21 protein-coding genes and 1 tRNA gene are annotated in these 23914 nt (G+C 60.3%); 11 read left to right on the top strand and 11 right to left on the bottom strand.

The genetic code is table 11. The features are described 5' to 3' along the window. Positions 1–75: 75 nt before the first annotated feature. The 4 genes from ACQRBV_RS05685 to ACQRBV_RS05670 all read left to right on the top strand — a co-directional run bounded on the left by ACQRBV_RS05685 (position 76) and on the right by ACQRBV_RS05670 (position 6590). Complete coding sequence (locus tag ACQRBV_RS05685; protein WP_161548343.1) at positions 76–981, top strand: cation diffusion facilitator family transporter; 906 nt, start codon at positions 76–78, stop codon at positions 979–981. 108 nt (positions 982–1089) lie between these two features. Further along, the gene (locus tag ACQRBV_RS05680) at positions 1090–2310 is read left to right on the top strand and encodes a TolC family protein (protein WP_060754771.1); all 1221 of its coding nucleotides are present in this window, start codon (positions 1090–1092) and stop codon (positions 2308–2310) included. 20 nt (positions 2311–2330) lie between these two features. Further along, positions 2331–3437 (top strand): efflux RND transporter periplasmic adaptor subunit, encoded by a 1107-nt coding sequence (locus ACQRBV_RS05675; RefSeq protein WP_411985213.1) that lies wholly within the window; start codon positions 2331–2333, stop codon positions 3435–3437. A gap of 18 nt (positions 3438–3455) precedes the next feature. Continuing rightward, a complete protein-coding gene (locus ACQRBV_RS05670) occupies positions 3456–6590 on the top strand; it encodes a CusA/CzcA family heavy metal efflux RND transporter (protein WP_411985214.1) in 3135 nt (1044 codons plus the stop codon). A gap of 10 nt (positions 6591–6600) precedes the next feature. Here ACQRBV_RS05670 and ACQRBV_RS05665 read toward each other — a convergent pair whose 3' ends face one another. The 3 genes from ACQRBV_RS05665 to ACQRBV_RS05655 form a co-directional block, all read right to left on the bottom strand. After that, the gene (locus tag ACQRBV_RS05665; protein WP_205345174.1) at positions 6601–7986 is read right to left on the bottom strand and encodes a heavy metal sensor histidine kinase; all 1386 of its coding nucleotides are present in this window, start codon (positions 7984–7986) and stop codon (positions 6601–6603) included. Continuing rightward, the gene (locus ACQRBV_RS05660) at positions 7983–8657 is read right to left on the bottom strand and encodes a heavy metal response regulator transcription factor (protein WP_060754775.1); all 675 of its coding nucleotides are present in this window, start codon (positions 8655–8657) and stop codon (positions 7983–7985) included. The genes ACQRBV_RS05665 and ACQRBV_RS05660 overlap by 4 nt, the downstream gene beginning before the upstream one ends. Positions 8658–8994: 337 nt before the next feature. After that, the gene (locus tag ACQRBV_RS05655; protein ID WP_411985215.1) at positions 8995–10314 is read right to left on the bottom strand and encodes an OprD family porin; all 1320 of its coding nucleotides are present in this window, start codon (positions 10312–10314) and stop codon (positions 8995–8997) included. Positions 10315–10539: 225 nt separating this feature from the next. Between ACQRBV_RS05655 and ACQRBV_RS05650 the strand changes: the two genes are divergently transcribed. The 3 genes from ACQRBV_RS05650 to ACQRBV_RS05640 all read left to right on the top strand — a co-directional run bounded on the left by ACQRBV_RS05650 (position 10540) and on the right by ACQRBV_RS05640 (position 12924). Further along, positions 10540–10872, top strand: coding sequence for a DUF2790 domain-containing protein (locus ACQRBV_RS05650; protein WP_060754777.1), 333 nt, complete (start codon positions 10540–10542; stop codon positions 10870–10872). Positions 10873–10973: 101 nt separating this feature from the next. After that, the gene (locus ACQRBV_RS05645) at positions 10974–12290 is read left to right on the top strand and encodes a methyl-accepting chemotaxis protein (RefSeq protein ID WP_090366959.1); all 1317 of its coding nucleotides are present in this window, start codon (positions 10974–10976) and stop codon (positions 12288–12290) included. A 52-nt stretch (positions 12291–12342) separates the two neighbouring features. Beyond that, complete coding sequence (locus ACQRBV_RS05640; protein ID WP_198761635.1) at positions 12343–12924, top strand: flavin reductase family protein; 582 nt, start codon at positions 12343–12345, stop codon at positions 12922–12924. 130 nt (positions 12925–13054) lie between these two features. Here the strand turns inward: ACQRBV_RS05640 and ACQRBV_RS05635 are convergent, their stop codons facing one another. After that, positions 13055–13864: an AraC family transcriptional regulator gene (locus ACQRBV_RS05635; protein ID WP_060754780.1), complete on the bottom strand. Its 810-nt coding sequence runs from the start codon at positions 13862–13864 to the stop codon at positions 13055–13057. A 190-nt stretch (positions 13865–14054) separates the two neighbouring features. On the opposite strand from ACQRBV_RS05635, the gene ACQRBV_RS05630 reads away from it, so the two are divergent. The 4 genes from ACQRBV_RS05630 to ddlA all read left to right on the top strand — a co-directional run bounded on the left by ACQRBV_RS05630 (position 14055) and on the right by ddlA (position 16705). Next, positions 14055–14618: a DUF2975 domain-containing protein gene (locus tag ACQRBV_RS05630; RefSeq protein ID WP_411985216.1), complete on the top strand. Its 564-nt coding sequence runs from the start codon at positions 14055–14057 to the stop codon at positions 14616–14618. Between the two features lie 7 nt (positions 14619–14625). Beyond that, entirely contained in the window at positions 14626–14847 is a 222-nt protein-coding gene (locus tag ACQRBV_RS05625; RefSeq protein WP_060754782.1) for a helix-turn-helix domain-containing protein, read from the top strand. An 80-nt stretch (positions 14848–14927) separates the two neighbouring features. Next, positions 14928–15566, top strand: a complete 639-nt coding sequence (locus ACQRBV_RS05620) for a LysE family translocator (protein ID WP_198761634.1) — start codon at positions 14928–14930, stop codon at positions 15564–15566. Positions 15567–15610: 44 nt separating this feature from the next. After that, positions 15611–16705, top strand: coding sequence for a D-alanine--D-alanine ligase (gene ddlA, locus ACQRBV_RS05615; RefSeq protein ID WP_411985217.1), 1095 nt, complete (start codon positions 15611–15613; stop codon positions 16703–16705). Positions 16706–16803: 98 nt separating this feature from the next. On the opposite strand, the gene pgeF is transcribed toward ddlA, so the two are convergent. From pgeF to ACQRBV_RS05580, 7 genes are all read right to left on the bottom strand, one after another. Then, positions 16804–17529: a peptidoglycan editing factor PgeF gene (pgeF, locus tag ACQRBV_RS05610; protein ID WP_411985218.1), complete on the bottom strand. Its 726-nt coding sequence runs from the start codon at positions 17527–17529 to the stop codon at positions 16804–16806. A 21-nt stretch (positions 17530–17550) separates the two neighbouring features. After that, a complete protein-coding gene (ggt, locus tag ACQRBV_RS05605) occupies positions 17551–19380 on the bottom strand; it encodes a gamma-glutamyltransferase (protein WP_411985219.1) in 1830 nt (609 codons plus the stop codon). Positions 19381–19416: 36 nt separating this feature from the next. After that, positions 19417–20196, bottom strand: a complete 780-nt coding sequence (locus ACQRBV_RS05600) for a PhzF family phenazine biosynthesis protein (RefSeq protein WP_104995439.1) — start codon at positions 20194–20196, stop codon at positions 19417–19419. A gap of 94 nt (positions 20197–20290) precedes the next feature. After that, on the bottom strand, positions 20291–21124 hold the full coding sequence (locus tag ACQRBV_RS05595; protein WP_411985220.1) for an EamA family transporter: 834 nt from the start codon (positions 21122–21124) through the stop codon (positions 20291–20293). A gap of 206 nt (positions 21125–21330) precedes the next feature. Beyond that, entirely contained in the window at positions 21331–22605 is a 1275-nt protein-coding gene (locus tag ACQRBV_RS05590) for a glycoside hydrolase family 68 protein (RefSeq protein WP_060754790.1), read from the bottom strand. A gap of 427 nt (positions 22606–23032) precedes the next feature. Continuing rightward, a tRNA-Met gene (locus ACQRBV_RS05585) sits at positions 23033–23109 on the bottom strand. Between the two features lie 224 nt (positions 23110–23333). Next, positions 23334–23885, bottom strand: coding sequence for an RNA polymerase sigma factor (locus tag ACQRBV_RS05580; RefSeq protein ID WP_060754791.1), 552 nt, complete (start codon positions 23883–23885; stop codon positions 23334–23336). Positions 23886–23914 lie beyond the last annotated feature (29 nt).

Below are 23914 nucleotides of genomic sequence, written 5' to 3'. Positions count from 1 at the left end.
CAAGTTTGCAATGCAGGTCCGAAGATCTGGCCTATAGCTCTATGATCGACGGACACCCTCACAGGAAGACATTTCATGAGTGCAGGACATAGCCACGCCCAAGTACGCGCCGGCCACGAAAGAAAACTCTGGTTTGCCCTGGGGTTGACCGGCAGCTTCATGATCGCCGAGGTGATCGGTGCCTTCATCACCGGCAGCCTGGCACTGTTGTCGGACGCCGCGCACATGATGACCGACGCCTTGGCCCTGGCGATTTCCCTGGTGGCGATCCAGGTCGCCAAGCGTCCCGCCGACCGCAAGCGCACCTTTGGCTACGCCCGTTTCGAAATCCTGGCGGCGGCGTTCAATGCGCTGCTGCTGTTCGCCGTGGCGTTCTACATCCTCTACGAAGCCTATCAACGGTTACAGGCGCCCGCCGAAATCCAGTCCACCGGCATGCTGGTGATTGCGGTGCTGGGGTTGGTCGTCAACCTGATCTCCATGCGCCTGCTCAGCGCCGCCAGCGGCGAGAGCCTGAACGTCAAAGGCGCGTACCTGGAGGTCTGGAGCGACATGCTCGGTTCCATCGGTGTGATCATCGCGGCGGTGGTGATCATGTTCACGGGGTGGGGCTGGATCGACTCCGTGGTCGCAGCGGCGATTGGTTTCTGGGTATTGCCACGCACCTGGACCCTGCTCAAGGAAAGCATGAACGTGCTGCTGCAAGGTGTTCCGCAGGGCCTGGATATCGATCAGATCGAGCAGGCCATTGGCAATGTACCCGGGGTCAAGGGCGTGCACGACCTGCATATCTGGGCCCTGACCAGCGGCAAAAATGTGCTGAGCACCCATTTGGTGGCGGACGCGTCGAAGGGCACCGAGCAACAAATCCTTAGTGCGGTCACGGAAATGCTGCATGAACAATTCGATATTTCCCACGCGACCATTCAGGTCGAAGGGGAGGGTTTTCAACATGACGAGCACGACGAGGTTCACGCCTGATCCCGGCTAACGGATTTGTAATGTTCCACCCACCGCTCTGATAAGTAACGAAAGTTACATTGCCCCCGCTGGGAACCTCAGCGACTTCATGGGCGTGGAACTTTCGTTATGGCAATTTCCGTAAGAGCATTTTTAGGCGCGATGACGTTGTGGATGGCCGCAAGTGTCGCCCAGGCGCAAACCCTCACCCTCGACTCAGCCTTGCAAGCCGCATTCGCCAACAACCCTGAACTGGCGGCTGCGCAATGGGAAATCGAGATTGCCCAGGGCGGTCGCCAACAGGCCGGCTTGATCCCCAACCCGGTGGCCTCCTGGGATGCGGAAGACACCCGCCGCAACAGCCGCACCACGACCGTCAAACTCAGCCAGACCCTGGAGCTGGGCGGCAAGCGCGGTGCGCGAATCGACGTGGCGACCCGCGCCCAGGACGCCGCCGCGCTGACCTTGGAGCAGCGCCGCAACGGCCTGCGCGCCGAGGTGATCGACAGCTATTACAGCGCCCTGCGCGCCCAGGAGCGCCTCGACCTCGCGCAGCGCTCGATGGCCTTGGCCGAGCGCGGCCTGGTGGTTGCCAACGGTCGTGTCAACGCCGGTAAATCCTCACCGGTGGAGGCCACCCGCGCCCAGGTACAACTGTCCGAGATTCGCCTGGAATTGAACCGTGCGCAGGTCGGCCTCACCGATGCCTACCGTCGTTTGGCCGCCAGCACCGGCAGCGCCGCGCCGGACTTCCAGGGCGTGGCCACGCAAAGCCGATCCTCACCGCCCTTGCCGTCCTCTGCGCAATTGCTGTCACGCTTGGAGCAAACCACCGAGCTGCGTCTGGCCGAGTTACAGATTCTGCAAAGCGAAGCCAGTGTGGGCCTGGAGAAAGCCCAGCGCATTCCCGACCTCGACGTGTCGGTCGGCAGCCAATACGACGCCAGCGTGCGCGAGCGGGTGAATGTGGTCGGGGTGTCGATGCCGATCCCGCTGTTCAACCGTAACCAGGGCAACGTGCTCGCCGCCAGCCGCCGTGCGGACCAGGCTCGCGACCTGCGCAATGCCACCGAGCTGCGGCTGCGCACCGAAACCCGTCAGGCGCTGGACCTGTGGCAAACCGCAAACACCGAGGTGCAAGCGTTCAACCAGCAGATTCTGCCGGCGGCCCAGCGCGCGGTCGACAGTGCCACCCGTGGCTTCGAGATGGGCAAGTTCAACTTCCTCGACGTGCTCGATGCCCAGCGCACCTTGATCGCTGCACGCACCCAATACCTCACGGCGACCGCCCAGGCCACCGACGCCTGGGTGCGTATCGAACGGATCTACGGCGACCTCGCCCGGTTTTGATTTTTTCTGGAGTCTTTTTGATGAACAAGAAACATGGCATGGCGCTCGCCGTCGCCCTGGGCCTGATGCTGTCCGGTTTTGCCAACGCCGACGAAGAGGAAGGCAAGCTCGAACTCACCGAGCAGCAGATCCAGGCCGCCGGCATTCAACTGGTCCAGGCCCAACCCCGTGCGATCAGCACGCTGTTGACATTGCCGGGAGAAGTGCGCTTCGACGAAGACCGCACCTCGCACATCGTCCCGCGTGCGGCTGGCGTGGTGGAGGCGGTCAAGGTCAATCTCGGGCAGTCGGTGCAGAAGGGCGAGCTATTGGCGGTGATCGCCAGCCAGCAAATCTCCGATCAACGTAGCGAATTGGCCGCCAGCGAACGTCGTGTCGAGCTGGCGCGCACCACCTTCCAGCGCGAGCGCCAGTTGTGGAAGGACGAGATCTCCGCCGAGCAGGATTACCTGCTGGCACGCCAGACTTTGCAGGAGGCCGAAATTGCCCTGAACAACGCTCGGCAAAAGATGAACGCCCTCAGCGGCAGCGCAGTCTTGGTCGGTGGCAATCGTTACGAGCTGCGCGCACCGTTTGCCGGTGTGGTGGTGGAAAAACACCTCGGCGTCGGCGAAGTCGTCAGCGAAACCAGCAACGCGTTCACGCTCTCGGACCTGTCCCAGGTGTGGGTCACCTTCGGTGTGTTTCCCAAGGACCTGAACAAGGTGCGCATCGGCAAACCGGTGAAAGTTAGCTCCACCGAAATGGGCACCGACATGCTCGGCACTGTGGCCTATGTCGGCAACCTGCTCGGTGAGCAAACGCGCACCGCCACGGTGCGCGTGAGCGTGCCCAACCCCGACGACGCCTGGCGCCCGGGGCTGTTTGTAACAGTGCAAGTGGCCACCGATACCTACCAGGCCAAGGTCACCGTGCCGCAAACCGCGATCCAGACCGTCGAGGACAAACCCTCGGTATTTGTGCGCACCCCGGACGGCTTCATCACCCGTCATCTTGAACTGGGGGTGAGTGAAAACGGCTACGTCGAAGTGCGCAAAGGCCTCGATGCCGGGGCACAGGTGGCAACCGTCGGCAGCTTCATCCTCAAGTCCGAATTGGGCAAAGGCTCGGCCGAACACGCCCATTGATCCTGCGAGTGATTTCCCATGTTTGAGCGCCTTATCCAATTCGCCATTGAGCAGCGCATCATTGTGCTGCTGGCGGTGCTGTTGATGGCCGGTGTCGGCATCGCCAGCTATCAGAAGTTACCCATTGACGCCGTGCCCGATATCACCAACGTGCAGGTACAGATCAACTCGGCAGCGGCCGGGTTTTCGCCGTTGGAAACCGAGCAGCGCATCACCTTTCCTATCGAAACGGCCATGGCCGGGCTACCGGGGTTACAGCAGACGCGTTCGTTGTCGCGTTCTGGTTTGTCCCAGATCACGGTGATTTTCAAGGATGGCACCGACCTGTTCTTTGCCCGCCAATTGGTCAACGAGCGTCTGCAAGTGGCCCGTGAGCAATTACCCGAGGGTATCGAAACGGCCATGGGGCCGATTTCCACTGGCCTTGGTGAAATATTCTTGTGGACCGTCGAGGCCGAGGAGGGCGCACTCAAAGACGACGGTACGCCCTACACGCCGACCGACTTGCGGGTGATCCAGGACTGGATCATCAAGCCGCAACTGCGCAACGTTCCGGGCGTAGCGGAGATCAACACCATCGGTGGTTTCGCCAAGGAATATCAGATCGCGCCCGACCCCAAGCGCCTGGCGGCCTACAACCTGACCTTGGGCGATCTGGTCACGGCGCTGGAACGCAACAACGCCAACGTCGGTGCCGGTTATATCGAACGCAGCGGTGAGCAGTTGTTGATTCGGGCGCCGGGGCAAGTGGCGTCCATCGACGATATTGCCAACATCGTGATCACCACCTCGGACGGTACGCCGATCCGCGTGCGCAATGTGGCTCAGGTCGAGATCGGCCGCGAACTGCGCACCGGCGCAGCCACTGAAAACGGCCGTGAAGTGGTGCTGGGCACGGTGTTCATGTTGATCGGTGAAAACAGCCGTACCGTGTCCCAGGCGGTGGCGAAAAAACTCGAAGAGATCAACCGTTCGCTGCCCGAGGGGGTGGTGGCCGTTACCGTCTACGACCGCACCAACCTGGTGGAAAAAGCCATCGCCACGGTGAAGAAGAACCTCTTTGAAGGCGCGCTGCTGGTGGTTGCGGTGTTGTTTCTGTTCCTGGGCAATATCCGTGCGGCGCTGATTACGGCCATGGTGATTCCCCTGGCGATGCTCTTCACCTTTACCGGCATGTTCACCAATAAAGTCAGCGCCAACTTGATGAGTCTCGGCGCGCTGGATTTCGGCATTATCGTCGATGGTGCGGTGGTGATCGTCGAGAACGCCATCCGCCGTCTGGCCCACGCGCAGCACCGTCATGGGCGTTTGTTGACCCGCAGCGAGCGCCTGCATGAGGTGTTCGCGGCGGCCAAGGAGGCGCGCCGTGCACTGATCTTCGGGCAACTGATCATCATGGTGGTGTACTTGCCGATCTTCGCCCTGACGGGGGTGGCCGGGAAGATGTTCCACCCCATGGCGTTCACCGTGGTGATCGCCCTGCTTGGCGCGATGATCTTGTCGGTGACCTTTGTGCCGGCGGCGATTGCGCTGTTCGTTACCGGCAAAGTCCAGGAAGACGAAAACCTGGTGATGCGCAGTGCGCGCCGGGCCTATGCCCCGGTGCTGGATTGGGTGATGGCTCGTCGCTCGCTGGTGTTCGGCCTGGCGGTGCTGACCATCATCGCCTCCGGGGCGGTCGCCAGCCGCATGGGCAGCGAGTTTATCCCCAGTCTCAGTGAAGGCGACTTCGCCCAGCAGGCCTTGCGCGTACCCGGCACCAGCCTGACGCAGTCGGTGCAGATGCAGCAGCAACTGGAAAAAACCTTGCTGGCCCAGGTACCGGAAATCGAGCGGGTGTTTGCCCGCACCGGCACGGCGGAAATCGCCTCCGACCCGATGCCGCCGAATATTTCTGACAGCTATGTGATGCTCAAGCCGAAGGAGCAATGGCCCGATCCGAAGAAGTCCCGCGAGGCGCTGATTGCCGATATCCAGCGTGCCAGTGCGATTGTGCCGGGCAGCGCGTATGAACTGTCGCAACCGATCCAGTTGCGATTCAACGAACTGATTTCCGGGGTGCGCAGTGATGTGGCGGTGAAGGTGTTTGGTGACGACATGGCCGTGCTGAACAAGACCGCCGAGGAAATTGCCGAAACATTGAAAAAGCTCACGGGCGCCTCGGAAGTGAAGGTGGAACAGACCTCCGGCCTGCCGGTGCTGACCATCAATATCGACCGCGACAAGGCCGCGCGTTTTGGCCTGAACGTGGGCGATGTGCAGGACACCATTGCCGTCGCGGTGGGTGGGCGCCAGGCCGGTACCTTGTACGAAGGCGATCGTCGTTTTGATATGGTTGTGCGTTTGTCCGACGCGTTGCGCACCGATATCGAGGGGCTTGCGCGACTGCTGATCCCGGTGCCGGCAATGGCCGGCAGCGAAGCGGGGCCATTGGGCTTTATTGCCTTGTCCCAGGTCGCCAGCCTGGACCTGGTGCTCGGCCCGAACCAGATCAGCCGCGAGAACGGCAAGCGCCTGGTGATCGTCAGTGCCAACGTGCGTGGTCGGGATATCGGCTCATTCGTCGAAGAGGCCGAGACGGCGATCAGCCGCCAGGTGAAGGTGCCCGCCGGTTACTGGACCACCTGGGGCGGCCAGTTCGAACAATTGAAGGAAGCCTCCGAGCGTTTGCGTATCGTGGTGCCGGTGGCGTTGCTGCTGGTGTTCGGGCTGTTATTCATGATGTTCAACAACCTCAAGGATGGTCTGCTGGTGTTTACCGGGATTCCGTTTGCGCTGACCGGCGGGATCATGGCCTTGTGGTTACGGGATATTCCGTTGTCGATCTCGGCGGGCGTGGGCTTTATCGCATTGTCCGGGGTGGCGGTGCTCAACGGGCTGGTCATGATTGCCTTCATCCGCAACCTGCGGGAGGAAGGGCGTTCATTATCAAAGGCGGTCAACGAGGGGGCTCTGACGCGCTTGCGCCCGGTGCTGATGACTGCGTTGGTGGCCTCCCTCGGGTTTATTCCCATGGCACTCGCCACCGGCACCGGCGCCGAGGTGCAGCGGCCGTTGGCGACGGTGGTGATCGGCGGGATTATTTCATCGACGCTGCTGACCTTGCTGGTGCTGCCGGCGCTGTATCAATGGGCGCACCGCAAGGAAGAATGACCCTTGCACTTCACGTGAATGGGAAGACCAGGCGAAACAGCGTGAAACCACCGGGCAGGCTGCGTACGTCGGCCTGCCCCTGGTGCAAGGTCATGATCGACCGCACGATGGCCAGCCCCAGGCCGGTGCCGCCCTCGTTGCGGGCGCGGCTGCTGTCGACGCGGTAGAAACGTTCGAACAGATGCGGCAGGTGCTGGGCTTCGATGCCTGGGCCGGGGTTGCTCACCGATACCGACACCTGGTTGCCATAGGTTTCCACCAGCAACGAAATATGCGAGCCCGCCGGGCTGTGGCGGATGGCATTGGACAGCAGATTGGACAGCGCACGCTGGATCATCAGGCGGTCCCCGAGTACCTGGGCGTCGCCGCTCAAGGTCAGGGTCAATTGCTTGTCTTCGGCACTCAGCGCAAACAACTCCATGACCCGATGGGCTTCAGCCGCCAGTGGGACCGCCGTGAATGAGGCGCGTGCCGCCGGGTGGCTGACCTGGGCCAGAAACAGCATGTCGTTGACGATGCGTCCCAGGCGTTCCAGTTCTTCGGTGCTGGATTCCAGCACGGCCTTGTATTCCTCCGGCGGGCGTTGGCGTGACAAGGTCAGTTGGGCCTTGCCCATCAAGTTGGTCAGGGGCGCACGCAGTTCGTGGGCGAGGTCATCGGAAAATTGCGAGAGCTGCTGCACCCCGGCGTCCAGGCGATTGAGCATCACATTGAAGCCTTGGGCCAGCTCGCCCAGTTCCTTGGGCAGGTTATCGATGGACAGCCGATGGGTGAGGTCCTGGGTGGTGACTTGGGCTGCCACATGACTGAACTGCTTCAATGGCGCGAGCCCGCGTTGCACCAGCCACCAGGCACCCATGCCGATCAGGATCAACAACATGGGCAGCGCGATGATAGTGGCTCGTAGGTAGGCACTGAGCAGTGCCTGGTCGTCCATGCGGTCCAGCGACAGCAACACCCGTACGCGTTCGCCGCTGGCCAGGCGCATCAGGCTGGAGGCGCTGAGCACCTGGTTGCCATAACTGTCCGTCCAGTTCAGGTAGCCGAGGGTTTCCCGAGGCTTGAAGTCGGTCAGCAGCGGTTCTTGCGGCTTGGCACCGACGCTCAGCAGTACGCTGTTGTTGGGCGCGGTGCCGACGATGGTCAGGTAGAAGTTGTCGTGGCCCATTACCAGGTCCATCAGCGAATGTGGGCGGGCACGAATGGCATGGGTATCGAGGCCCAGGGCGAGGCTGTGCTGGATCTGTTCCATCTTGCTTTCCAGGCCCTTGCGCGCCAGTTTTTCCAGCTCATGGGTCAGGGCCAGGTAGGCCAGGGTCGCCAGCAGCACGACCAGGCCCGCGCCCATCAGGCTGACGGTCAGGCCCAGGCGCATCGACAGACTGCCGGTTTTCATGGGCGCGCCTCCAGCACGTAGCCCACACCGCGGATGGTGTGGATCAGCTTGACCTCGCTCTGGTCATCGACCTTGGCACGCAGGCGGCTGATGGAGACTTCCACCACGTTGGTATCGCAGTCGAAGTTCATGTCCCACACCAGGGAAATGATCTGCGTGCGGGTCAGTACTTCGCCGGTCTGGCGCATCAGCACCTGCAGCAGGGCAAACTCCTTGGTTGTCAGGTCAATGCGCCGGTTGCCGCGATAGGCGCGATGGCGGCGAGGGTCCAACTCAAGGTCCGATACGCGAAACACTTCAGGCTGTTGAATATGTTCGCTGCGCCGCAGCAGCGTGCGCACCCGCGCCAGTAACTCGGGAAATTCGAAGGGCTTGACCAGGTAATCATCGGCGCCCATGTCCAGGCCCTTGATCTTGTCCGCCAGTCGGCCACGGGCGGTCAGCATCATCACGCGCTGGGTGCCGTTGCGGCGTAATTGCTCCAACACTTCCCAGCCATCTTTGCCGGGCAGGTTGACGTCGAGAATCACCAGTTCATACGCGTGTTGCCCGGCCAGGTGCAGGCCGTCAATGCCATTGCTGGCGCAGTCCACCACATAGCCGCTTTCGTTCAAGCCTTGCTGCAGGTAGTCGGCGGTTTTTTGTTCGTCCTCAACCACAAGGATACGCATGGGGGGTTACCTATCACGAAGAGAAAAAGAAGGCCATTTCCTTATGGGCTGTGCGTTGGGGGAGTAGGAAAAGTCTGAACCGTGAAGTAGCTTCAGGGTCAACTGCGACCATCGGCCGCACAAAGCCGGGCTCAAAAAAAACGCCCCAGGCGGGGCGTTAAAAATCCATCTCTTTCCAAAGGAGCTACACAAAAGCTTCAGAGATGAATGTGCTCGGTGAATAAGTTGAGGCCAGTATAGGAAGATCAACTTAACGAGAAGGTGAGGCCAATATTACAGTTTTGATAACTGGGAATTTGTGAACAGATGTTGGTCAACGGCGAACGAATGTAATCACTTACAGCGCTACCAGTGGATATTCGGCAAGCAAGCGAACTTCCTCCAGGTCCGACTCAAATGCACTGGAGCGCACGCTGGCCTGGCGCAGGCGCAATGACAGGTCTTTCAAGGTGCCACTTTGCACCACATATTTGGCCTCGATATCCCGCTCCCAGCGACGCTGGTCGGTCAGCGGGTTACCCGCTGCATCGCGGCGCATGTAGACGGCGTTGGCGTTGCTGTAGTCGGCACCCGTGCCTTTACCGTAGCGGGTCATGAACGACAGGCCGGGGATACCGAACGGCTGCATGTCCAGGTCATAGCGCAGCATCCAGGAGCGTTCCTTGGGCGCGTTGAAGTCGCTGTACTGGATCGAGTTATTGAGGAAGATCGAGTCTGATTGGCGCAGATAATCAAAGTCGTCATCGCCGTTGTTGCGCTGATGCGAGACGGATACGCTGTGGGCGCCGCTCTTGACCCCGAGCCTGGCACTCCAGATGTTGTTATCGAACTCACCCAGGCGTTTTTTGCCTTCGTCCACCGCTTTGTAATAGTTGAAGTCGCCGAACAATGAGACGTCATCGTTCATCGGGTAACTGGCGGCGCTGCCGAAATAATATTGATCCCAGGCGTCCTTCAAGCGGCTGCTGTACAGGCTCACACTCAAGTGTTTATTGAGCTGGTAATCACCGCCGAAGTAGCCGATCCAGGGCGAGTCCACCTTGCCTGCATAGAAGGTCGCGAAACCGTTGTTCATGCCGCTTTCGTTGGGTTGGCTCATGCCGCTCAAGCGCCCGCCTTGCAGGCTCAAACCCTCGATGGAGGTGTTTTGCGCGGTCACGCCACGAAAGCTTTGCGGCAGTAAACGCGAGTCGCCATACGCCACCACGGGGGTGAGCGGGAACACATCACCGGCCTTGATCACGGTGTCGAGCACGCGCAATTTCACCGCGCCGCCAACTTTGCTGTAGTTGTTTTCAGGGTGGTTGTTGCTGTCCACCGGCAGCACGCCGAACGAGCCCTTGCCGCCGCTGCGGCCGCTGCCCGAGTCGAGTTGCAGGCCGTACATGGCGAACGCATCCAGGCCGAACCCCACCGTGCCTTGGGTAAAACCTGATTCGAATTTGCCGATCAACCCCTGCGCCCAGGCCGCGGAATAACCGTTGCCGGTGGGGCTGGATTGGCCCTTGCGATCATCTCGGTTGAAGTAAAAATTGCGCGCTAGCACGTTGACACTGCTGCCTTCGATAAACCCTTCGGGCTTGTCCTCAGCAGCCACGGCGGTCAGGGGCAATGCGGCGATCAACGAAAAGGGAAGGGTGTAGTGGCGGATATTCATGGTTCGCTCCTGGGGCTTGGCAGTTATCGGCTTCTTATGGGGGCAGGCATTCTTATTGATCTGGCCCAGGCTGATAGTTGCAAACCTCAGATAACAGGAAAGTGGCTCGAACATTACAATTCTGGAAAGTCATGGCCACCTAACAAATAAGTAATGTTGTCGTGAACATGGCGTCAGGGTTGTCTGGTTAATCTCGGCACTGAACTTTCAGACGAGGAACCGGTAATGAACTTTTATAAAATTGGCCTGGGTGTATTAACGGCTATCCTGTCTTTTGGCGCACTGGCCGAAGGCGGCGGGGATCGTACGTTCGCTCTGATGATGGAGCGCAATGAAAAGGCTATGGCCGATTACGCGGCCAGGGTTGGCAAGCCGGCACCCGAGGTACAGGCGTATCGCTACGGCATGAAGCTGGACATCGCCAACGTGGTCAACGTGACGCCGCCCATCCGCTCGTGCAACCCGGTGCCGTCACGCATGACCTATGAGGACTCCACGGGCAAGCTCAATACCCTGGAGTATCAAGTGATGGGGGTGTGCCGGAACAATGGCGGCTGACCGGCCAGGAATATAGTTGGATCTGAGGTGAAACCCTCTTCAGAAAACGCCGGCCGCGCCGATGCAGACAATACCCTGTCATCTTTGATCATTGGTGCCCCATGTTCACGACCCGTTTGAAGCAGGAGCTGTCGGCTCTTCGCGAAGAGTTGTCCAGCTTGCAACAGGTTAAAGAGAGCCTGGAAAGCGAAATGATCGCGATCACCCTGGACCCGCAAGGGCGTATCGCATCGGTCAACGCCCTCTTTCTTCAGGAGATGGCTTATCAAGGTACGCAACTGTCGGGGCGCTTGATTGACGAGTTGTTTCCGGCACATGTACGCGACAACGAATTCCAGCAGCGTTTCAAGAACGCACTGGTACGCGGTGAACACTATGCCGGCACCGTGCGCCTGATGCGCGGCAATGGCAAGGAAGCATGGCTGCGCTCGATCGTGCAGCCGGTGCGCAGTTCGGACGGGCGCATCAAATATTTCTCGATCGTCTCCAGCGACCTGACCCGGACCATCGAGGCCTCGCGTGAGCATGAAAACCTGATCACGGCGCTGGTGCGCTCCACTGCGGTCATCGAGTTTGACCTCGACGGTCATGTGCTGACCGCCAACGACCGTTTCCTCAATGGCATGGGCTACAGCCTGGCGCAGATTCAGGGCAAGCATCACCGCATATTCTGCGAGCCGGAGGAATACAACAGCGCCGAATACCAGCATTTCTGGACGCGCTTGAAGGCCGGAGAATTCATCGCGGCGCGCTTCAAGCGTGTCGACAGCCAGGGTCGCCTGGTGTGGCTGGAAGCGACCTACAACCCGGTGCTGGATGCCAATGATCGAGTGTACAAAGTGGTCAAGTTCGCCACGGTGATCACCGACCAGGTCAACCGGGAGCAGGCCGTGGCCGAGGCCGCCAACATTGCCTACAGCACCTCGCAGCAAACCGACAGCAGCGCTCAGCGCGGCACCACTGTCGTGACGCAGGCGGTGGGGGTGATGCGTGACCTGGCCAAGCACATGCAGCAGGCCGGCGAAGGCATTGAAGCGCTGAACGAGCAGTCCCAGGTGATCGGCAGCATCGTCAAGACCATCAGCGGTATTGCCGAGCAGACCAACCTGCTGGCGCTCAATGCGGCCATCGAGGCGGCCCGTGCCGGTGAGCAAGGCCGTGGTTTTGCTGTGGTGGCGGATGAGGTTCGTCAGCTGGCATCACGTACCAGCAAAGCCACTGAGGAGATCGTCGGTGTGGTGCGTCAGAACCAGGATATGGCCCGCGATGCGGTCGCCCTGATGACCGATGGCCGCGTGCAAGCCGAACAGGGGCTGGCGCTGGCGTCCGAGGCGGGTACGGTGATTGTGGAAATCCAGGACGGCGCGCAGAAGGTGGTCAGCGCGGTCGGGCAGTTCGCCAATCAGCTGTCGAGCTGAGCATAGGGCTCAGGTATCGTAGGTTCTTTCTTGCATGAAGAGCCGACCTTCCATGAGCCCTACCCATCGTCGCCCCGTTCCTCTGTCCAAAGCTTATCGTTTGCTTAACCACGGGCCGACCGTACTGGTGAGCGCAGCCTTTGGGGGCAAGCGCAATATCATGGCTGCAGCCTGGGCCATGCCCTTGGATTTCGAACCGCCGAAAGTCGCGGTGGTCCTGGACAAATCCACCTGGACCCGCCAATTGCTCGAAAGCGCCGGCACCTTCGTGCTCCAGGTGCCCTGTGTGGCCCAGGCTGACCTGGTGCAGACGGTCGGTAATACGACCGGCGCTGAAACCGACAAGTTTGCCGCCTACGGCCTGCAAACCTTTAGCGGGGAGCACACCGAAGCGCCGCTGCTGGAAGGCTGCGTGGCCTGGTTGGAATGCCGCTTGTTACCCGAGCCCCACAACCAGCAGACCTACGACCTGTTTCTGGGCGAAGTGGTTGCCGCCTACGCCGATGTGCGGGTGTTCAGCGAGGGGCATTGGCATTTTGAAGGGCATGATGAGCTACGCACCTTGCACCACATTGCCGGCGGGAATTTCCTGAGCATCGGCGCACCGGTTGTCGGGCGTCAACTGGTGCCCTGAACCCACCCTCTGTAGGAGCGAACTTGCTCGCGAAAAACGTCAACGATAACGCGTGCTGCCTGGATGAGCGCGGTGCCTGTGAGTTTTTCGCGAGCAAGCTCGCTCCTACACATAAAGCGAGCCAGTTTTTTCAGCGCCCGAGCATCTTCACCCAGCGCGACGGCGGCATGCCGTAGGTGCTGCGAAATTGCCGGGTCATATGGCTCTGGTCGGTGAAGCCGGCGGTCAGTGCCGCGTCTACCAACGATTGCCCCTGGGCCAGCAGGCTGCGTACCAGGTCCAGCCGCCGCATGGTCAAGTAGCGATAAGGGCTGGTGCCGAACAACAAGCGAAAGTCCCGCGACAAGGCCCAGCGATCACGCCCGCAGTGGTCGGCCATTTCATCCAGGGTAATGCTGCGGCCCAGCGCGCTGTGGATAAATTCCCGAGCGCGCTCGGCGGCGACATAGTCGAACGACTTGCGGCTGACAATCACCCCCGAGGCGGCGTTCAGTGCCTGGGCCAGGTCGTACAGTGCGTCCTGCTCCTGCATCGGGTCGATCGGGCAATCGAGGCTTTGCAGCAACACTTCGCTGGCGCGAAATAACCGTGGGTCTGTCGACAGGCCCTTGTGGATAAACGGTAAAGGCCGGCCTCCGAGAATCTGCTGGATCAACGCCGGTTCCACATAAATCATGCGGTACTTGAAGCCTTCCACGCTGCTGGCGCGGCCGTCATGGGTTTCATCCGGGTGAATCACCATGGTCGTGCCGGGCAGGCTGTGGGTCATGCAGCCCCGGTAGTGATAGCTCTGCACGCCAAACAAGGTGCGCCCGATCGCATAGGTGTCATGGCGATGGGGGTCGAATGCAAAGCCCGCAAAGTACGCCTCGATACGGTCCAGGCCGCTGGCGTGCGGGGCGCGGTGCAGCCAGTCGAGGGTGGAGGTGGGTTGGCCCATGGTGACTTGTCACAAATAGAGGTGGAAACACGTTAACCCAGTCTGTGCAGGTTGTGGGGCGTGGTCTTGAACGATTGTGCAGGTTTTTTTGGGAAGGATGAGTGGTTTTAATCGTGTATCGGTAAATTATTATTGTTTTACGATAATAAATTCGCTATTTTGTCTCGACATTAATTCAACGAGGTTGTTTATGAACACTCAACGTCTTGCCCTGCTTAGCCAAAGAATGTCAGTGATCACATTGTTGCTGATTGTCGGCATGCTGGTCCTGAACGCGGCTGTGTGGTTGTTTCCAACCTTGAGCTCTTCTACTGGTGGGCGGGGCTTCAGCTTTGCGCTGAGCGATCGCCTGATCCAGGGGCGCATGGACCAGGTAGCCCTGTTCCCGCTATGGCAGACCCTGGGCGCCATTGTGCTGTCGAGTATTCCGCTGATGGCCTTGGCGAGTGGCTTGAATCATCTGCGCAAGCTGTTCCAGAGCTATGCGCGGGGTGAGTACTTTTCCAGCACGGCCGCTTCGCACTTGGGCAAGGTTGGGAAAGCCGTCGCGATCTGGGTCTTGCTGGACTTCCTATGCGAACCATTGCTGAGCGCCTGGATAACAATGACCTTGCCGGTCGGCGAGCGATTGATCACCCTGAGCGTGACGGCGCCCAGCGTTGTGGCACTGTTTCTGGCCGGTTGTATCGCAGTGATTGCGCGTATTCTGTGGCAGGCCAGTGAAGTCGATTCCGAAAACCGCACCTTTGTCTGAGATTGAAATGCCCATTGTGATTGAGCTGGACGTCATGCTTGCCCGGCGCAAGGTCAAATCCAAGGACCTGGCGGCCGCCATCGGGATTACCGAACAGAACCTGTCGTTGCTCAAACAAGGCAAGGTCAAGGGTATACGGCTGGGAACGCTGGATGCCATCTGCACCTATCTGCAGTGCCAGCCCGGTGATCTGTTGGTGCATATGCCGGAACCTCCGGTCGAGCGGTAGCGGCTAACTATTTTTCGAACAGGGATCGGCTTATGCTGCTTTCACACGGATTAGCTGTTTTTTCGAGCAGGGGTCAGTTTATGGAGCTTTCACACTGGGTCTATACCGCGCCATTGCTCTCGTTAGCGTTACTCTGGATAGTTGCCGTCGTCACCCCGGGGCCGAATTTTTTCAACATCGCCCAGTTAGCCGCCAATGCCTCGCGCCGCCATGGTGTGGCGGCCTCGGCAGGTGTTGCCTCGGGTACGGTGCTGTGGGGAGTGGCCGGTGGCCTGGGCATCAAGTCGTTGTTTACGGCGGCGCCCATGTTGTACCTGGCGTTCAAGATTATCGGCGGCTGCTACCTGATTTACCTGGGGCTCAAGCTGTTCAAACGTTCGGTGCCGGTCGCGGGCCGGAACCCGCTGGCGGATGGGCAGCGACGCTCGCTGTTGTCGGCTTGGCGGCTGGGTTTGCTCGGTAATTTGTCCAACCCGAAGTCCGCCTTGTTTGTCGCGACGATCTTCGCCTCGACCATGCCTCCTTCGCCCTCGCCGTTGCTGCTGACGCTGGCTGTGATCGTCATGGCCAGCTTGTCGTTCAGTTGGTATTGCGCCGTTGCACTGGTGTTTTCCAGTGAGCGCATGGCCAACCTCTACAGTCGTTCGCGCAAGTGGCTCGACCGTTTTGCCGGTGGTTGCTACGTACTGTTCGGTGCACATCTGGTGGCGAATCGCTGACCGCCCGTGTTAAGAAGCCTTACTTTCAACTGTGAGGCCGGGTCATGAGCAAGGTGCGGGTGGGTATTATTTTTGGTGGCCGTTCGGCCGAGCACGAAGTTTCTTTGCAATCGGCGCGCAATATCGTCGACGCCTTGGACCGTACGCGCTTCGAACCCGTCCTGATCGGCATCGACAAGGCCGGCCACTGGCACCTCAACGACACGTCGAACTTCCTGATCAACCAGGAGAACCCGGCGCTGATCGCCCTCAACCAGTCCAACCGCGAACTGGCGGTGGTGCCAGGCAAGGCCAGCCGGCAAGTCGTGGAAACCTCCGGGCAGGGCATGCTGGAGCACATCGACGTGATCTTCCCCATCGTCCACGGCACCCTGGGCGAAGACGGCTGCCTGCAAGGTTTGCTGCGCATGGCCGATATGCCTTTCGTCGGCTCCGATGTGCTCGGCTCGGCGGTGTGCATGGACAAGGACATCAGCAAGCGCCTGCTACGCGATGCCGGTATTGGCGTTACCCCGTTCATCACCCTGACCCGTGGCAATGCGGCGCGCACGTCCTTTGAAACGGCCGTCAACAAACTGGGCTTGCCGATGTTCGTCAAACCCGCGAACCAGGGTTCTTCGGTGGGGGTGAGCAAGGTTGCCAGCGAAGCCGAGTACCACGCAGCCGTCGAGCTGGCTTTGGGCTTTGATGAAAAAGTGCTGGTGGAATCCGCCGTTCAAGGCCGCGAAATCGAATGCGCCGTATTGGGCAACGACAACCCCATCGCCAGCGGCTGTGGCGAGATCGTGGTGGGCAACGGCTTCTATTCCTACGACAGCAAATACATCGACGAGCAGGCCGCCCAAGTGGTGGTGCCGGCCGCTATCAGCCATGACGCCAGTGAGCGTATCCGCCAGTTGGCCATCGAGGCATTCGGGGTGCTGGGCTGCTCCGGGCTGGCCCGGGTCGATGTGTTCCTCACCGAGGATGGCGAAGTGCTGATCAACGAAATCAACTCACTGCCCGGCTTCACCCGCATCAGCATGTACCCCAAGCTGTGGCAGGCAGCGGGGATGAGCTACAGCGAGCTGGTGAGCCGCTTGATTGAGCTGGCACTGGAGCGGCATGCCGGGCGCAAGGGGCTCAAGATCAGTCGGTAGTCATTTGAAGTGTCCTGCCGAAACCCTTAAAACCCGGCAACATGAGTTGTGACTTTTCCTGTGAGAGAGACTTGAGAATATCCCTTGTCAGTTCTCTCTCACCGGTCTGAGCGAGCAATCCACGAATAGATCAACGTCTTCGGTTCCTGCGGGTGATGAGTTCTTCGGCGGTAGCTGGCGAAGGTGGGCGATGTGCAATAAGTGCACACCTTACTGACCTCGATCTGCTCACGCTTGAGTCCCGCCGCTTGCAGAAGCATCACCCCATACCCGCTCAAATCGAACCAGGCACTTCCCGCTTGCCTGGCATACGGCGGTGTAATCCGGGGTGGCAGCAATGGGGTCGGTTGCGCAAAGCTCCATGGCGCCAGGCCATCCCACCACAAGTGGCCTTGATCGATCTGGAACTGCCCGATAAACCCCTCGCTCACTTCATAACAGCACGGCTTGATCGACGGTCCGATGGCCACTCGCAATTGGTCCACGGGAATGCCTTGGTCGGCAAAGCGTTGCACCGCGTTGGCGATGATCCCGCCTTGCAGTCCCTTCCAACCGCCATGCACGGCGGCAACCATTGCGCCGTTTTCCGAGGCGATAAGCACCGGCAGGCAGTCGGCTGTAATCACCGCAATCGTCTGATGCTCGCGGGTGAACACGCCGTCCGCCTCAAGGGTGTTTGCCACCTGATCGGCCTGCCATTCAATCACCGAGGCGCTGTGCACCTGCTTGCAGATGAACACGGTTTCTGGCCGTAGCGGATCATTGATCGAGCAAAAGCCATGGTCGACGCCGGGGACGGCGCCGAGATTGTCTGCCTGCTGCACAGGATGTCTCCGCTGAAAAAATTAGTCGCCGACCGCTTCGCCTTCACGCCGAGGGTCCGCGCCGCCGCTCAGCGACACCTTGCCCTGGGCATCCCGCGTGCGCACGATGGCCTGGATGCCGCTGGTCATCTCAATCTCGCTCAACGTATGGCCTTTGTCCTGCAACGCCTGTTTCAACCCTGGGCTGAACAGGCCGGCCTCCAGTTCGGTCGCGCCGTTGCGGCTGCCGAAGTTCGGCAGGCTGATGGCGGCTTGCGGGTCGAGGTTCCAGTCGAGCATAGCCACCAAGGATTTGCTCACATACTCGATGATCTGTGAGCCGCCCGGCGAGCCTACCGTGGCCAGCAGTTCACCGCTCTTGCGGTCGAACACCAGGGTCGGCGCCATGGCTGAGCGTGGGCGTTTTCCCGGCTCTACGCGGTTGGCCACCGGCTGACCGTTTTCTTCGGGGATGAACGAAAAATCGGTCATCTGGTTGTTCAGCAGAAAGCCCTGGACCATCACGTGCGAGCCGAACGCCGCTTCCACCGTGGTGGTCATCGATACGGCGCCGCCCTGGTCGTCCACGGCCACCACTTGTGAGGTGGAGATACGCAGCGGCGAACGGTCCGGCGCGTACGCCACCTGGATGCCCGCAGGTCGGCCCGGTTTGGCGATGCCCATGCTGCGCTCGCCGATCAGCGTGGCGCGTTGGGCCAGGTAGTCCGGTGCGACGAGGCCCGCGACGGGGACGGGGGTGAAGTCTGAATCGGCCACATACAATGCGCGGTCGGCGAAGGCCAGGCGACCGGCCTCGGCGATCAGGTGCACGGCTTCGGGGCTGGGCTCAAGACCGGCGGGCGAGGCACTTTTCACGGGTGCCATCGGCGCGATGGCCAGGCGCGGGTCGCGGGCCTGCACGGCCTGCAACGTGCCGAGGATTTGCGCAACGGCAATCCCGCCCGAGGAGGGGGGCGGCATGCCGCACACGCGGTACTGTTTGTAGTCGGTGCACAGCGGTGTGCGTTCCTTGGCGACATAGCCCTTGAGGTCGGCCTGCGACAGGCTGCCCGCATTGCGATTGCCCTGGACCTTGCGTGCGATCTCGTCGGCAATCGGACCGTGGTACAGCGCGTCCGGTCCTTCCTTGGCAATGCGCTTGAATACATTCGCCAATGCCGGGTTTTTCAACAGCGTGCCGGCGGCTTTAGGTGTGCCATCGGCGTTCAGAAAGTAGGCCGCCATCTCCGGCGACTGCGCGATGTAGCGGTCGGCGGCAATCAGCGCGTGCAGGCGGGGGGATATCGCGAAGCCCTGCTCCGACAAACGAATGGCGGGCTCGAACAGCTTGGCCCATTGCAGGTGGCCGGTTTGCTTGTGTGCCATTTCCAGCGCACGCAAGACGCCCGGCGTGCCGACCGAACGCCCGCCGATCTGCGCCTCGGGAAACGCCATGGGAGTGCCGTCGGCCTTCAAGAACAAGCGCTCGGTCGCACCGGCCGGCGCCGTTTCGCGACCGTCGTACGCGTGTACGGTTTGCCCATCCCAGAGCATGATGAACGCACCGCCGCCGATGCCGGACGACTGCGGTTCCACCAGGGTCAGCACTGCCTGCATGGCGATCGCCGCATCAATGGCCGAGCCTCCTTGGCGCAACATCTCACGCCCGGCTTCGGCCGCCAACGGGTTGGCGGCGGCAGCCATATGGCGCTCGGCGTGTTGCGTCACAAGATCGCTGCGGTAGCCCGAACCCAGCTCCGGTGCTGGAGGTTGTTCAGTGACGGGGGTGTGACAGCCGGCCAGGGCGAAGGCTGCGGCAACCATTGACAGTTGACGGCGGGAAATCGAAAGCACGCGCTGAACTCCGTTCATTGTGAGAATGATCTGTTGTCCTTGGGTGGCTCCTTTTTACAGGTAAATCGTGCCCTTGAGGTAGAGCACTGCGTGCCCGGCGATAATCACGCGGTCGCCCTTGAGTTCGCAACGCAGTTGTCCACGACGGTTGCCTCCCTGTTCGGCGGTCAATTGCGACTTGCCCAGGCGCTCGGCCCAGAATGGCGTCAGCGAGGTGTGCGCAGAGCCGGTGACAGGGTCTTCATTGATACCGACATTCGGGCCGAACCAGCGAGAAATGAAATCAAAGCGCGTGCTTTTGGCCGTCACCGCAATTCCGCGTTTAGGCAGGCCCTTGAGGCGAACGAAATCCGGCGTCAGGGCGGCGACCTGGGCTTCGTCTTCCAGCAGCACGATGTAGTCATCGGTGGCATACACCTCGGCGTGCTCAACCCCCAAGGCGTTCAACAGGCCGGCGGGCGGCTCACAACGCTCGGGCTGCTTGGCCGGGAAATCCATCGCCAGTTCGTCGCCGTTGCGCGTTACGCGCAACTCACCGCTGCGGGTGGCGAAGCGCAACACATCCGGTGCATCCGGCAACTGGTGAATCAAGACCCATGCCGCCGCAAGCGTGGCGTGGCCGCACAGGTCTACCTCGACTTCCGGGGTTAGCCAGCGCAACTCGTAAAATCCATCACGGGGCACGAAGAACGCGGTTTCCGAGAGGTTGTTCTCGGCGGCGATGTTGTGCAGTTGCTCATCGGTCAGCCATTCGGTCAGCGGGCAGACCGCCGCCGCGTTACCGCCAAAGGGATGTTGGCTGAAAGCATCGACCTGGTAGATATCCAATTTCATCAGGAGCACTCCGTGTAGGGGAGGCCGGACACTAACAGTGGGTCCCCAGAGCGTCAAAATACAGATACGAAGTTTTTTTGAGCGCAAACGCTGTTCAGCCCAGGCGCAATACCATCGCCCCGCCGGCAATGATGCAGGCGGCGAGGAGGCGAGCCCGCGTCAGATGCTCTTTGAGTGCCCATGCACAGATCACCACGCCAAACAGGATGGAGGTTTCCCGTAGCGCAGAAACCGTGGCGATCGGTGCGGCAGTCATCGCCCACAGGGCCAGGCCATAGGAAGCCAGTGTGCCGAAGCCGCCCACCACGCCAAGGTGCCAGTGGCGCCTGACGTATTCAATGAAGACGCCGCGCCGCGTGGCCAGGGCCCATGCGCAAAGCGGGATGCCGGTCAGCAGGAATATCCACAGGGTGTACGCCGCCGGCGCGCCGGATTTACGCACACCCACGCCGTCGATCAGGGTGTAGCCCGCGATCACGCCGGCGTTGATCAAGGCCAGCACCACGCCTTTTCGCGACCCTGCCGAAGGGACGGCGGCCATGCTCAAGATGCCGAGGGAGATGATTGCGATGCCGAGCCAGGCGAATGCCGACAATGCCTCGGACAACAGCAGCACGCTCACCGTAGCCACCAGCAGTGGCGCGGTACCGCGCATGATCGGATAGGTCTGGCTCATGTCGGCCACACGGTAGGTCGAGGCGATGAGGGCGAAATACAGCACCTGGAAAACTACTGATGCCCCTATGAACGGCCAACTGCCTCGCGCTGGAGGCTCCAGGAACGGGACAGTCGTCAACGCGATCAGCGAAGCGACTGAGGCGATCATGCAGGTGGTCAGGAGCTTGTCGGCACCCCCTTTGACTACGGCATTCCAAGTGGCGTGAAGTGCGGCGCCCAGCAGGATGATGGCGAATACGTCGAGGCTCATGAAGGGCGCTCCTGCTGCGCTCAAGGGTATGTCAGACAGGCAAGAGTGTGATGAAGTAGCTCACAAAGAGGAAGACCCGTTACGGGCTGCATCCTTGCAGCCCGTAACGGGTCGGTGTTGCAGTGAGCCGGGCGGGATACTCGATCCTATCCACAACGGGCTCTTTATCGAATTCGAGCCCGCTGCCCAAACACTCTGTTTCGCTGTTATTGGAGTGCTACATCGAGCATCGGCGGGATGTAACCGTAGTCATACTCGGCCACCACGAACGTCTGCTGTCCTTTGATCTTGATCCCCACCGTCGGTGCTTCGGTACCGCCGATACGAATCTGTTTGCCGGTTTCGTCGGTCGGCACGCTGTCGATAAACGAGGTCACCAGGCCGTTGGGCATCACACAGTGCGAGTAGGTCTGGAACGGCTGGGAGGACGGGTTGCCCAGCACCAGGCCGGAACCGTTCAACGGCACGTAAGGGCCGAACAGCGAATCGGCGACGAAACCGTACACCCCGTCCGGCCCGGTCACGCCGTCGGCATAGGTAAAGGTGTGGCTGATGGTGAACAGGTAGTACTTGCCGTCCTGGAACACGAAGTGTGGGCGTTCGGTCTGGTCGTTGACGCCGACCGCGGTCAGCAGCGGCGGCAGCATTTCCCAGTCGTCCCCGTCTTCGTCACGGGCCACGGCGATACCGACACAGGCGGTCTGGAAACGCGAGTTGCCGACGTCTTCATAACCCGGCGGCACATCGCCGATTTCGGCTTTCCCGACCTTGTGCGAACCGCGCTCGCCGGCCACGTTGCCTTCAAACAGCATGTACAGCTTGCCGTCGTTGGGGTCACGGAACGGCCAAGGATCGCGAAAGCCCCAGAAGGCGTTCTGCGCTTCGGTTTGATACATGTGGCCGTCGGCTTCGAACAGCGGCTTGACCTTTTCAAAGCCGACCATGCTGACACCATGCTCGGTCGTCACCACCCGACCACGCACCTTGACGATGGTCGCGCCTGGCGTGACGGCGGTGTAGTACAGGTCAATGTCCCCCTTTTCGTTCAACAGGATTGGCGTGCCGGCCCATTCGCGAGCGGTCGGCGAGACCCCTTCGGCCATCACCCGGCCACCGAGTTTCCAATCCTTGCCGGTACGGGAAAACCAGTAGTACATCTTTGCCCGGCCATGGCGGTCGTTCCAGTCGCGGGTGATGTCGTAGTTACCGTTCTCGTCGATGTACTCCGGGTCGTTAGGATGGCGATCCGCGGTCAGGGTGAAGATCACCGACCAGCCATCGACGGAGGTCACGTTTCCGTCCAGGTCGCGCAGCGGCATGGTGTCCCAGATGAACACCTCATTGCTCAATACCGGGAAATCCGCACTGACCAGTGGCTGGGTCGTAGTGGGATCGTCCGCGTGGACTTTCAGCGCATCGGCCCGAGTCCAGAGGCTGGGTTGATGGGGGATCTTGCCGAATTTTTCGGTGTTGCTTTTCATGGGTAATACCTCGTCCGTGAAGGAAGTTATAAAAAAATACTGTATGTGCATACAGTAATTTCATCTTAGGCAAACCGGTTTTTGGGGTCAAGCGTAAATTTGCATTTGTGCATAATTTGACTTTTTACACAGGCTGATACGTTTCAGCTTGATGCGTTTCTAGAAGTTAGCTTTAAGCCTGATCGGCGACGATACCCGCATGATATTCGCGGCAGAGAACTTTGGTGCGTTGGTCTGAGCGTGGGCGGCGTCTTCAAAGCCTGGAGTACAGGCATGATCAAGCAGCCAGGTTGGCGAGTGTCGTATTGGAGAGGGGGGAGTTTGACTTCGCTGGACCCGCATGGATGTCCAGAAACAAGAAAGCCCGCACGAGGCGGGCTTCTTGAGGTGATTCACAGACTGCTGTAGACATCTATGGATCGGTACTTGGTGGCTACACAGGGACTTGAACCCCGGACCCCAGCATTATGAATGCTATGCTCTAACCAACTGAGCTATGTAGCCAAGTGGCGCGCATTATTCGCGTAGAACGGGAATGCGTCAAGCGTTTTTGTTGAAAATTTTTCTACGCTTTCAACTGTTTAACGAAAATCGGGCTAAACAGCGACGAGTGGCGGGTTGGGCGTCAGGTTTTGGCGGGATGGGCACGGCCTTGCTGTCGCGCATGAAAAGGCTAGATCGAGTTGGGCTGATATCCCTGTCGCCCAACGATGGCCAGCTAGTCTGGCTTAAGGTCGCAACGGCGTGTGGGTGACGCGCTTGAGTTGTTCACGTGCCCGTGACAGGCGCGAGCGGACAGTGCCGATGGGGATGTCCAGTGCATCGGCGGTGTCCTGATAGCTGCCATCCGTCTCCAGCGAGGCATACAGGGTTTTGCGCATTTCCTGCGGCAGGTCCTTGATGGCTATCAGGGTTTTTTCCAGCCGGCGATTGACCTCGAACTCCCAGTCCAGATTACGGCTGTCCTCCTGGCCATGCCACAGCGCCTCGTCGAATTCGCAATGCACCGGTTTGGCATACAGGCGCCGGAAGTGGTTGCGAATCAGGTTCTGCGCGATTCCGCACATCCAGGTGCTGAGTGTCGCCTGGCCGCTGTAGCGCTCGCGGTTACGCCAGGCTTCCAGGTAGGTGAGTTGCAGAAGATCGTCCGCATCTTCCGGGTTGAGCACGCGCTTATGAATGAAGCGCCGAAGTTTTTTTTGTTGGTCGTCCGTCAGGTGGAGCATGAATTGAGGCGAGCTGCCAACAAGATGAGCGAGGGCACCAATAGGGATATCCATGATTTTTTCCTCTGGGTGGACACGGTCGA

Origin of the sequence: Pseudomonas sp. R11F, assembly GCF_050312575.1 — a bacterium.
In the GTDB taxonomy this organism is placed as follows: Bacteria; Pseudomonadota; Gammaproteobacteria; order Pseudomonadales; family Pseudomonadaceae; genus Aquipseudomonas; species Aquipseudomonas palleroniana.
The sequence above is the reverse complement of the archived record's forward strand: the minus strand, read 5'-3'. Positions and strand labels throughout refer to the sequence as shown.